Annotated in this window: 9 protein-coding genes; all 9 read left to right on the forward strand. The window is 42.5% G+C overall.

Annotation, left to right across the window (positions count from 1 at the left end; all coding sequences use genetic code 11):
• Positions 1–34: 34 nt before the first annotated feature.
• The 9 genes from M0R36_06910 (at position 35) to M0R36_06950 (ending at position 11,451) form a co-directional block, all read left to right on the forward strand.
• Complete coding sequence (locus M0R36_06910; GenBank protein ID MCK9555529.1) at positions 35–661, forward strand: hypothetical protein; 627 nt, start codon at positions 35–37, stop codon at positions 659–661.
• Between the two features lie 419 nt (positions 662–1,080).
• Complete coding sequence (locus M0R36_06915; GenBank protein MCK9555530.1) at positions 1,081–2,475, forward strand: B12-binding domain-containing radical SAM protein; 1,395 nt, start codon at positions 1,081–1,083, stop codon at positions 2,473–2,475.
• Positions 2,472–4,952 carry a YfhO family protein gene (locus M0R36_06920; GenBank protein MCK9555531.1) on the forward strand — a complete coding sequence of 827 codons (2,481 nt, stop codon included), beginning with the start codon at positions 2,472–2,474 and terminating at the stop codon, positions 4,950–4,952. The genes M0R36_06915 and M0R36_06920 overlap by 4 nt, the downstream gene beginning before the upstream one ends.
• Positions 4,952–6,799 (forward strand): glycosyltransferase family 39 protein, encoded by a 1,848-nt coding sequence (locus tag M0R36_06925; GenBank protein MCK9555532.1) that lies wholly within the window; start codon positions 4,952–4,954, stop codon positions 6,797–6,799. The genes M0R36_06920 and M0R36_06925 overlap by 1 nt, the downstream gene beginning before the upstream one ends.
• Positions 6,800–6,811: 12 nt before the next feature.
• Complete coding sequence (locus M0R36_06930; GenBank protein ID MCK9555533.1) at positions 6,812–7,609, forward strand: CDP-alcohol phosphatidyltransferase family protein; 798 nt, start codon at positions 6,812–6,814, stop codon at positions 7,607–7,609.
• Between the two features lie 4 nt (positions 7,610–7,613).
• The gene (wecB, locus tag M0R36_06935) at positions 7,614–8,720 is read left to right on the forward strand and encodes a UDP-N-acetylglucosamine 2-epimerase (non-hydrolyzing) (GenBank protein ID MCK9555534.1); all 1,107 of its coding nucleotides are present in this window, start codon (positions 7,614–7,616) and stop codon (positions 8,718–8,720) included.
• Positions 8,717–9,637 (forward strand): glycosyltransferase family 2 protein, encoded by a 921-nt coding sequence (locus M0R36_06940; protein ID MCK9555535.1) that lies wholly within the window; start codon positions 8,717–8,719, stop codon positions 9,635–9,637. Before wecB ends, M0R36_06940 begins: the two co-directional genes overlap by 4 nt.
• Before the next feature lie 12 nt (positions 9,638–9,649).
• Positions 9,650–10,411 (forward strand): glycosyltransferase family 2 protein, encoded by a 762-nt coding sequence (locus M0R36_06945; protein ID MCK9555536.1) that lies wholly within the window; start codon positions 9,650–9,652, stop codon positions 10,409–10,411.
• Positions 10,408–11,451 carry a glycosyltransferase gene (locus tag M0R36_06950; protein ID MCK9555537.1) on the forward strand — a complete coding sequence of 348 codons (1,044 nt, stop codon included), beginning with the start codon at positions 10,408–10,410 and terminating at the stop codon, positions 11,449–11,451. Before M0R36_06945 ends, M0R36_06950 begins: the two co-directional genes overlap by 4 nt.
• Positions 11,452–11,469: the final 18 nt, after the last annotated feature.

Consider the following 11,469-nt stretch of genomic DNA (forward strand, 5'->3'; position numbering starts at 1 on the left):
TTAATATAAACTGACTTTTTTTTATACTGTTAATTTGACAGCATGCTTAAAAATAAGGCAGTTTTTAAGCATGGACACGAGGGCTGACAGTCTAGCGGTTTTATCCCTTGTTTGTGCCCTTTGTCTTTTCCCTTCATGCCTGTTTGCCGAAAACCCTCCGGGTAATATGACGGGTTACAGTAATGATAATTTCGTAATAAGCACATCCTACCCAGAGGGCTGGTTTGTAAAGGAATATTCCGACGGCGATTCAAAGCAGGTCTTTATATCGGAAAAAGAGATTAAAAAACCCGAAGATATGTTTAAGACCGGCATTACGATAACCAAAATATGCAATTACAGTAAATATTTCGGTTATGAATTCGCCAATTCGGAAGAAGCCGCAAAAGAGATAGTGGAATCGCATGTTAATGATTTTATGGAAAACGCGAAAGACTACTATTTGGGTTCTTTCGGGCCGGCGGCTTCCAACAACCGGGGTTGCCCGTTTATCGCGGACCTGAGATTTGCGGGAGAGGGAGCGTTGAGAGTGAGAGAGTATATTTTTGTGGCGTATGAAAAAAACACGCTTGTATTTATTACGATGGAAGCTCCTGATTCCGAGTTTTTGAGATATAAAGATTTATATGACACCATTATAGCTTCCATAAAAGTCTTTTAGCGAAGAGGAGGTTGGAACATATGAATTCGTTACAGGGCAGAAAGAATTACAGAGGCAAATGGATAACGGTTCCTTCAAAGAAAAAACATTTCAAGAGTTTTAAATCCCCGGGAAGAAAATAACCGGTTTTTTATATTTTGACGCTCCCCGGCACAGGGTTTTATCGGGTATGACAGATTCGGACGTATAGCTGTGTAAAGCGACTCTATTCCCGCGGCCCCCAATACCCCTCGATATAAGGTATATATATAAGCATAACAAGAAGATACAAAAATGCAATCCATCGTGCGGGTTGCCGTCCGCAGTTGTTTATCCGGTTGTTCTTATATGCTTTCATTTGAAATCGCCACTGTGTTATAATACCGGGAACTAATCCTGATTTATATGAATTAACGGAAATAATATTAAGACATAAAAAAGTGAAAGTACTTTTTTTAAGGCCTGTTACCCCGAGCGCAATAATATTAAATTTGATTCCTCCTATAGGTATCGGATATCTGGCTGCAGTTTCCAGGGAAGCCGGGTACGATGTGGCGTTTCTTGATTGTATCCTTAAAAAACTGGATTATGAAAGTTTTGAAAAGGAGCTGAGGAGACTGATGCCGGATGTCGTTGCCGTATCGGCTTTTTCTCATGACATCCCTTCCGCCAGAAAAACGGCTTCAGTGGTAAAAAAGGTTAATCCTGAAATTAAAGTGATAGTAGGCGGGCCTCATCCTTCGGGCATGCCTCAGGATACACTTAATATCCTGCAGGATGTTGACTTCGCGTTTAAGGGAGAAGCGGAGAGAAGTATTGTCAAACTGTTGAAGTTTATTGAAAACAAAGAGGGAGATGTAAGGGAAATCAGGGGTTTGATATGGAGAGAAGGAGACAAGATAAGAGTAAATGAGCAGGACTTTCCCGAGAACCTTGACGAAATTCCTTATCCCGCATGGGATCTTATGAAGCCCGGGGATTATCCCGACGCTCCGCAGGGCGTGATTTTCAGGCAGTCGCCGGTTGCTCCCATACTTATCACGAGAGGATGCCCCTTCAGGTGTACTTTTTGCGCCGGATGGACCGTTACGGGCAGGAAAATAAGGTCAAGAAGCATTAATAATGTAAAAGGCGAGATAGAGCTTCTTTATAATAAATACGGAGTCAGAGAAATACATATTCTTGACGATAACTTTTCCATGAATATTGATTTTGTGAAGGAGTTCTGCAAATGGCTGATAGAAACCGGGTGGCATATTTCCTGGTGTTGCCCGAACGGTTTGAGATGTGACACTCTGGATGAAGAAACCGTCAGGCTTATGAAACGGTCCGGCTGCTATTACATCTCTATAGGCGTTGAATCGGGTTCCGACAGGGTGCTGCAGGACATGAAAAAAGGTCTTTCATCCGATAAAATCAGAGCTCAGGTAAAAATGATTACCGATGCGGGAATGGACGTTAACGGGTTCTTTATTCTTGGCTATCCGGGGGAAACCGAGGAAGATATACGAAAAACGATTGATTTCTCAAAGGAACTCGACTTGACAAGAGCGGCTTTTTACAGTTATATGCCGCTTCCGGGAACGGAATCTTATGAAAGGCTTCTGGAATTAAAAGAGATCCGGGCCATAGACTTTGATAAAATGACTGAAATGACGGTAGCCTATGCTCCCCGGGGTATAAGCAGGGAGAAACTGAAGCAGTTACAGAGAAAAGCGCATCTGGAATTCTATCTAAGGCCTAAAATAATGTTTAAACTGCTTAAAGAAATTAAATCGGTAAACCAGTTAAAATATATTATCAAGAGGGCGAAAGCGTATTTATTCGACGGATGAAAAAAATAATCCTGGAAAGAAAATATCTTATAATAATCCTGCTTCTTTCGGTATTGCTGTATCTTGGCGATCAGGTTTTTCTAAAAGCCAGTTTCCTCAGCGGGGATTACAGGTCTCAGCATGTGCCGTGGGCAATTGCCCTGGACCGGGCCGCAAAAAATCTGTCACTGCCGCTGTGGGATACATATACCCACTCCGGTTTTCCCCTGTTGGCTGAAGGTCAGGTTGCGGCTTTGTATCCGGCCAACATTGTCTTCTATCTGGTTTTTCCGGTTGAGATTGCTTATGCATGGTCTAATGTGTTCCATTATCTGCTCGCATTCTTATTTATGTATTTATTTCTCATGAATGCGGGGCTTGACGATTTTTCTTCATCGGCGGGAGCGTTGTTCTTTTCGTTTGGCAGCGCCGGCGGCGGGGGATATTACAATACGGTATCATTAAAAGTCCTCTGCTGGTTCCCGCTTACTCTTTATCTGATAGACAGGTATTTTTACCGGAAAAAATTGTATTTTCTTCTGATACTGGGTGTTGTGCTCGCGCAGCAGGTGCTTGCCGGCTATTTCCAATATGCTTTTTATTCTGTGATATTCACCGTGTTTTATTACTATTATGTTTCTTTTTTCCATAGCAGAAACAACTTCATTAAGGGCATGCTCGGGAATACGGCATTGCTTCTTGTCACGGCGGTTACCGCTCTTATAATAGCGTCTCCGCAGATTTATGAGTCTTTAAAGTTAATCAACTTATGTTCCAGAGGAGCTAAAGACATTGATTTTGCTTTATGGGGGTCATTCAACCCATGCGGTATCGCGACGCTGTTTTTCCCGCATTTGGGATGGATATCCTTCGGCGCGGTTTTTATCGGTATTGCGCCGTTATCAATGGTTTTTTTCATAAAAAAGAAAGAAATAAACAGGCAGTTAAAATTTATATTTTTCCTCTTTGCGTGCTCCCTTCTTTTTGCCCTGGGCAGGTACAGCCCTGTCTACAAATTCATATTAAGCGCAGTTAAATTTTACGGGTTCAGAGTACCCGCAAAATTTCTGTTTTTCGCGGGTTTTTCTTTGAGTGTTATGGCCGCGTATGGGATTAATTCGCTGATTAAAAACAGGGCTGAAAAATCTTTTCTGAAGAAAAGGTTTTATATATGGGTTATAGCGGCGATACTTGTCCTTTCCCTGCTGACAGCCGCGGATATCGCATTGAAACATAAGGAATTCTGGCTGGAAAAAGGGCGTGAATATGTAATTGCCAATGTTTATGGCAAGGCTCACCATAAACATTCTCTTGATGAATACATGGCAAGATTAGAGCCTATATACGATACATTGAAAGCCAATGTTTCTTTTAACAATATGTTTATTCTGAGGGGGGTTTTGTTTCTGCTGGTTTCACTGGCGCTTTTATATGCCTATATAAGATTTCCCGTCGCTAAACGGTTCTTTGTAGCGGCTTTTTTACTTATTTCAATGTGCGAACTTCTGGGTTTTAACAACAGATGCAAAATAAGAACGAATACGGAACCGCTTGCGACATTTAAAGCAAAATCCCGGATAGCGGATTTTATTTCTGAAGATGAAAGCATATTCCGGATTTATGAATTTGTAGGGCAGGGGGTTGATAATGCGGAAGAAGTATTTGAAGTTCTGCCGAACAGGTCTATAACCTATCGTTTATATGACATCGGATGTTACACGCCTCTGGTTATAAAAGATTATTACGACTTTATAGGAGAGCTCGGTTCGGTAGATGATTCGACGGGACCCCGTATCCCCGATGAAAAAATACTTCGACGGGACCTTAACCTTCTGAGATTCCTTAACGTTAAATACATTTTATCAGCTGCCGAACTGCCGTTCCTCAGACATATTTCGGATTTCGGCAAATGCGGTGTTTATATGCTGGATAATCATTTCGACCGTTTTTTTATCACTGACAAAGTAGTATTTTCCGAGGGGAAGAACATCAGAGAGAAGGTCGTTGATTCAGGGCGCGCGGATAACAAAAATCTCTGTGTCTATATTGAAAAGGGCCGGGAGCGCGATGCCGGTTTTAAAAATATGAGGTCCGACCGGAGTGAAATCGAGGTTCAGAAATACGATTCCGGCAGTATTATTTTAAATGTGGTCAACGAACCCGGTTCCGCCTTGCTTGCGACTTCGGAATTATATTACCCGGGCTGGAAAGTTTTCATTAACGGGGAAAAGTCTGAATTCCTGAGGATTAATTCGCTTTTCAGGGGTGTTTTGCTGCCGGAAGGCCGTTCGAAAGTGGAAATGGTCTACCGCCCGTATCTTTTCTATGTATTTTCGGCAATCAGTTTTTTATGGTATTTATTCTGTATCGTTTTTTGTGTTTTTTCCGAAAAAGGAATAAAACAATCGCTGGTCTGGCTTTCATGTATATTTGCCGTTTGTGTTTTTATCCTGTTTTTTTGCGTATTCCTTTATTCACAGGTAGGAGATAAATTGTAATGGCGTTCCTGAATATTATTTTTATGATTTTCATCCTGTGGATTTCTTCTTCTGCCGGCAGGGCTGTTCTGGGCGCCGTAAAACAGGTTTCCGGCAACCGGCTCCGGGATTTTATCCTTTCATGCGGGATAGGGCTCAGCATGATAATACTCTTTGTATCGTTTTTTGCTTCCGCGGGACTGCTGCGGGCCTGGACGGGTTTTGCCGTTTTAGCTCTTATTGCCGTTATAGGCTTTAAAAATATCCTGGTGTCTTTAAGGGACTTCCCGGGATTTTTGAAAAGGATATTCTCATTAAGATTGGATATCACCCGGTGGTTTCTGGTCTTAATCTTAGCCGCGGTGATTTTTTCCGCTTTGATTGCCGCCGCGGCGCCGCCCACAGGCATGGATTCTCTTGTATATCATCTGAATCTTCCGAAAGAATTCATCAAGTATCATGGGATACACGCAGTCCCTTTTGATGTTAACGCGTTATGGCCCCTGAACATAGAAATGCTTTTTTTGTTCGGGCTTCTTTTAAAAAATGCCGTTATCGCCAAGATGTTCAATTTTTTGGCCGGAATCCTTTGCGTATTCTCAATTTATCTGATTTCAAGAAAGTTTGCTTCAAAGACAGCTTCTTTGGCGGCCGCGACTCTTTTCTATTTGATGCCTGTTATTGTTTCCCAGTCGGGCTATGCGTATGTCGATGTCTCAATAACGTTTTTTTGTTCTCTCATGGTGATTTTATTCCTTGATTATACTGAAACGGGAGAGAAAGAGCTTTCAATTCTGTCGGGTTTGTTTGCCGGAATACTTATAGGTTCAAAATTTACAAACGGCCTGATTGTAGGTGTTGTTTTTATTGCTTTTATAGTAAGTGACTTGATGAAAAGAAAAAACAGCAGGGATATTTTTATTAATGCCGCTTTGTTTTTTTTCGTCGCGACTATTGTGTCGTGCCACTGGTATATAAGGGCCTACATTATCAGGGGAAACCCCTTGTTCCCTTTTCTCCAGAATGTTTTCGGGAACGGTATAGCGCGCGAATTTAAAACATCTGCATCCAATGCGGGATTTCTCGACTTTGTGCTTATGCCGTTTAAAGCTGTTTTTAAGCCCGGATTATACGGCGGAACAGCGAATCAAATAGGTCCCGTTCCGCTTGCTTTTTTGCCGATAATCGTTATTGCGGCCTGGCGCGACAGAACCGCGAAAATCATGTTGTTCTGTGCGTTGATATACTACTTCATGTGGTTTTTTGTTAAGCAGAATCTGAGGTTTCTGCTTCCGGGCATGGTAATATATTGCCCTCTTATCGGTTTGGGCCTTGATTATTTATACAGGTCCGGCAGGACTGTTTTCGGTATATTCTCGGCTATTGTCGCATCCGTTATCATTATGTTTGCCGGCACGGCGTTTTATTATGCAGCGCCCGCCGCGCCTTTATTTTTCGGGAACGAATATGCCGAAAATTATCTTCTGAAAACAGAACCCACCTGTGGTTTAGGCTCCGCCATAGAAAAAATCATACCAGAAGACAAAACGGTTCTTATGGTGGGAGAGATAAAAAGGTTTTATATTGACAGGAAAACAATCAGGGCGGATGGTCTCTATTATATGTCCGATTACTGTAATGAGGTTAAATCAAAGGAAGACGCCGCCGCGTTTTTGAAAGATGAGGATATAGAATATGTTGTCTCCTCAAACATCGGAATTCCGGAAAAACAAGACGAGTTTTCCTTTAATCTTGTATCCCTTATGCAGGATAATGGTTTTTTATCCGCTTATTTTGTCCCCATAGGCAGATACGAATTTAAAAACGGGGAGAATATGATAGTATATAATATTTACAGGATGCGTTAACGGGAGTTTATTATGTTTGAGCCGATTGATAAATTGAGAGATATATGCCAGAAAAAGGATTATAAGAAGACAGGGAACGTGATGGCGAGGTTTGTAACCCGTGACATGGCGCTGTATATTACCAGATTGCTGATACCCACGGGCATTACGGCAAATCAGGTTGTGTTCATAACGATTATGCTGGGGGTGATATCCGCCGTATGTTTTGCTTTCGGCAGCGTTTTTATGACGCTTGCGGGCGCTTTCTTTTTCCAGCTTTGGTATCTGTCGGATCATGTTGACGGCCAGATCGCGAGATACCGGAAAGTTTCAAGCCTGACGGGCGCATTTTATGACTTTTATGCCCATTATATAGTCCATTTCCTTGTTCTCGGGGGTTTGGCCCTCGGACTTTATATCAGGCATGCGGATTTACGGTTTTTGATTCTGGGGTTGACAGCGTGTTTTTCGACGAATATGGTCTCGGTGATCAATGATTGTATTTATAAGGCATTTTATAACGGTTTGTCGAATGAGCGGACGGACATTGTTTTCAAAGCCGTTGTAAAGACGGAAGAAAAGAAAGAGGAACAGAGGACTTTGCCGAAAAAAATATTTGTTTTCATGCATAAACTTACCGAAATACATGTGGTTATGAATATGGTTACGGCTGCCGCCATTTTAAATTTTTTCTTTAAAACGGATCTTATGCTTTTTGAAGTGTTTATCCTGGCTGTCGCGGCGACTGTGGTATGGATATTTAAATTGGTTCATATTGTGAACGGAAGAGAAGTGGACAGGAAATATTCCGATTTGTTCGGAGGGCGGTAGAGATATGAAAAAAATTGTAGTGCTTTTAGGAACCAGGCCTGAGGTCATTAAACTTGCCCCCGTCATAAAAGAATTAAAAACGAGAAAGAAGAATTTTAAGGTATATGTCGTGGCTACGGGACAGCACAGGGAAATGGCCGACAGTTTTCTCAGACATTTCAATATAAAGGTTGATTTCAATTTGAATATTATGAGGGAAAATCAGACATTGACCGAAATAACTTCAGGAATATTGGCGAAATTCGAAAAAGAGGTCTGCGATAAGTACCATCCGGACCTGATAATGGTCCAGGGAGATACGACAACGGCGTTTACCGCCGCCCTGGCGGCATTTTACAGAAAGATAAAAATAGCTCATGTCGAAGCGGGGCTCAGGACTTCGGATAAGTATAGTCCGTTCCCTGAGGAAATGAACAGGAGAATGATTTCATGTATTGCCGATTTTAATTTTGCGCCCACAAAGATTGCCGCGGAAAACCTTCACCGCGAGGGGCATGAAGGGAAAAGCGTATTCTTAACCGGAAACACGATTGTAGATTCTTTAAAAACATATAGCCGGATGTTGTCCGGGAAGAAAAAAAGCACCGTGCCTGACGGGCGCGGCAGGATGATTCTCATCACAATGCACAGAAGGGAAAATTTCGGCAGGCCCGCTGAAAATGTCTGCGATGCCGTGCTGAAAATACTGGATAAGTACAAAGATACCTTTTTCAGGATACCCGTGCATCCCAATCCTAATATAAAAAGGGTCATAGAGAAATATTTCGGAGGGAATAAGAGGATAATTGTTTCGGGTCCTGTCGCGTATGATGAGATACTCAGGTTGATTGACAGCGCCTATATCATTATGACGGATTCAGGCGGGATACAGGAAGAGGCTCCTGCCTTCGGCAAGCCCGTTCTTGTATTAAGGGAAAAGACAGAAAGACCTGAAGGTATTTTTGCCGGTGTCGCAAAATTAGTAGGAACGGACAGGGCAAAAATCATAAATAACGTGTCCGTTCTTATTGATTCTCCGGCCGAATACAAAAAGATGGCGAAATCACGGAACCCCTACGGGGACGGAAGAGCTTCATTGAGGATTGCCGATATACTGGAGAAAGTCCTTTGAATGTCAGAATTATTGTATTGAATTACAACGGGCTGGATATAATGAAGGAATGCATGTCTTCTGTTGTCCTGGCCGCGGAAAATGCGAAGGCGCAGTGCAAAATATCTGTGATAGATAACAGCAGTACGGATGACAGCGTCAAGTGGATTAAGGGGGCTTTCCCTTCTGTGGAAATATTCGAGTCCGAAAACAGGGTTCTATGTTCATATAACGATTTCATTAAAACCGTCGGCGAGGATATAGTTATACTGTTGAATAACGATATCAAACTTGACCGGGGATGCATAGATCCTCTGGTCGGTGTATTTGAAAATAACCCCGACGCGTTTTTTGTTGCCTCTAAAGTATTCGATTTTCCGGGCCGGAAATGTGAAGGGAACCTGACACGGTTTTTCTTCAGGGGCGGGTTATTCGGTTCGGAAGCTGTTTCCGGAAACTGTTCCGATAAGCCGGGACTGAGCATGCAGCAGGGTTTCGGGGCGTTTGACAGGAGAAAATTCACGGTTCTGGGAGGGTATGACGATATATACCTTCCCGGCCGGCTTGAAGATGCCGATATATGTTTCAGGGCATGGAAAAAAGGATGGAAAGGATACTACGAGCCATCCAGCATTATGTATCACAAGGGAGGGGCAAGTTTTAACAGGAGGTTCGGCGCAAGCAAATCTCTGATGATAAATTTCCGGAATACCTATGTTTTTACGGTGAAAAATCTTGAACTGAAATATGTTTTTGTTTCTCTTGCGCTGGCTGTTCCCAGGTCATTGTATTTTTTGTGCAGGCTCAGGCCGGAGAACCTCTTGGGGTTCATTTATTTTATCCCGATGATGGCCGGCGCTTTCAGAAAAAGGAAATACCGTTTTAATTCACAGTATAAGGATAGAGACCTGTTTAATATGATTCCGTGTGCGGGATAAGGTGCGTTAAAAATGGCGATAAGTGTTTGTATAATAACGAAAAATGAAGCAAAGAGGATTGAAAAAGCCGTCAAAAGCGCTTCTTTTGCGGATGAGATAGTTGTTGTCGATTCCTTCAGCAAAGACAATACGGTTGAAATATGCGAAAAACTGGGATGTCATGTTTTCGAAAGGGGATTTGACGATTATTCGGGCGTGAAGAATTTTGCTTTGGAAAAAGCCGGTTCCGAGTGGGTTTTTTTTCTTGATGCGGACGAGATAATCACGAAAGGCCTGTCTGAAGAGATCCAGAAGACTGTCACAAAAAATCCTGACGAAAAAGCGTTCAGGGTCAAAAGAAAAGTTTATATTTTCGGCGAGAGGATGCGGTGGGGCAGCGTGAAAGACGACGCTCCGGTCCGGCTTTTAAAAAAGGGAAAGTGCAGGTTTTTCCAGCCGGTGCATGAAGAAGTTAAGGTTGAAGGGGAGACAGGCCTGTTGTCCGGTTATATAGAGCATCATACGACTTCATCTATTTCCGAATATCTTGAAAAGTTCAACAAATATACGGATCTTGAAGCAGAGTATATGTATTCCAAAGGGGTAAAACCACATTTGGGCAACCTCTTGATAAAACCGGCGCTCGTTTTCCTGAGAGGCTATATAATGAAAATGGGTTTTCTCGACGGCATAAGGAGTTATATTTTTGAGGTTTTTTCTTCATTTTACACATTCAATAAGTATGCGAAACTGCGGGATCTTATCAGGGTCAGGGGAGATAGAGGGAAAAGATGAAAGTGCTGTATAACCTGTATCCTTCCGCTTTCCAGAATCCGGGCGGGGGAGAAATCCAGATGCTGCAGACGAAGAAGTTTGTTGAAAAACAGGGACTTCAGGTGCATTTTTTCGACCAGTGGAAAACGGATCTCAAAGATTACGGCATATTGCATACTTTCGGTTCTGTGAAATACGCGCTTGATATCATGGAAGCCGCAAAATCAAAAGGCCTGAAAAATGTGCTTTCCACAATTTGCTGGTATGACCTCAGAAGCGCCTGGCATTCCCCTGATTTTACCGCGTCGCCGTATAAAAGCACTCTGAGATACCTGACTAAGCTGGTGTTTCCCGGGTTTCCCTCTATGAGGAGGAGAATGTTCGAAATATCGGATTTGCTTCTCCCTAATTCCAGGATGGAGGCGGATCAGATAGGCAGGCTGTTTGCAATCAGTCCGGGTAAGTTCTTTGTTGTGCCCAACGGGGTAGACCTTTCGTTTAAGGATGGGGACGGGGGATTGTTCAGCCGGAAATATAATATTAAAGATTTTGTCTTATACGTAGGGAGAATCGAGCCGAGAAAAAATATTATCAATATGATAAAAGCATTTAAAAATACCGACAGGCCGCTTGTGATTATAGGAGATTATGTATCGATGTATGCGGGTTACTATAATCAATGCAGAAAACTGGCCGGCGGCAATGTACATTTCCTGGGACGGATGGAACATAATGACCCCCTGCTTAAATCCGCATATAAAGCGTGTGATGTATTTTTAATGCCTTCCTGGTTTGAAACCCCGGGTTTATCCGCCCTTGAAGCGGCAGTTTCGGGAGCAAAAATAGTGATAACTTCGGGAGGCTGCACCAAAGAATATTTTAAGGATTTTGTCCTTTATGTCAATCCTTCGAAACCCGTTGATATTTGCAAAGCGGTTACTGAAGCTGTGAATTCCGGAAAAACGGACAGCCTGCAGAACCATATCATTAAAAATTTCAGCTGGGAAAAAGTTGCTGAAATTACAGTCAACGCGTATCGCCAAGTCAACACGGAAAGCTGATATTTCCCATGAAATATA

Source organism: bacterium, assembly GCA_023228325.1.
Taxonomy (GTDB): Bacteria; Auribacterota; UBA6266; order UBA6266; family UBA6266; genus UBA6266.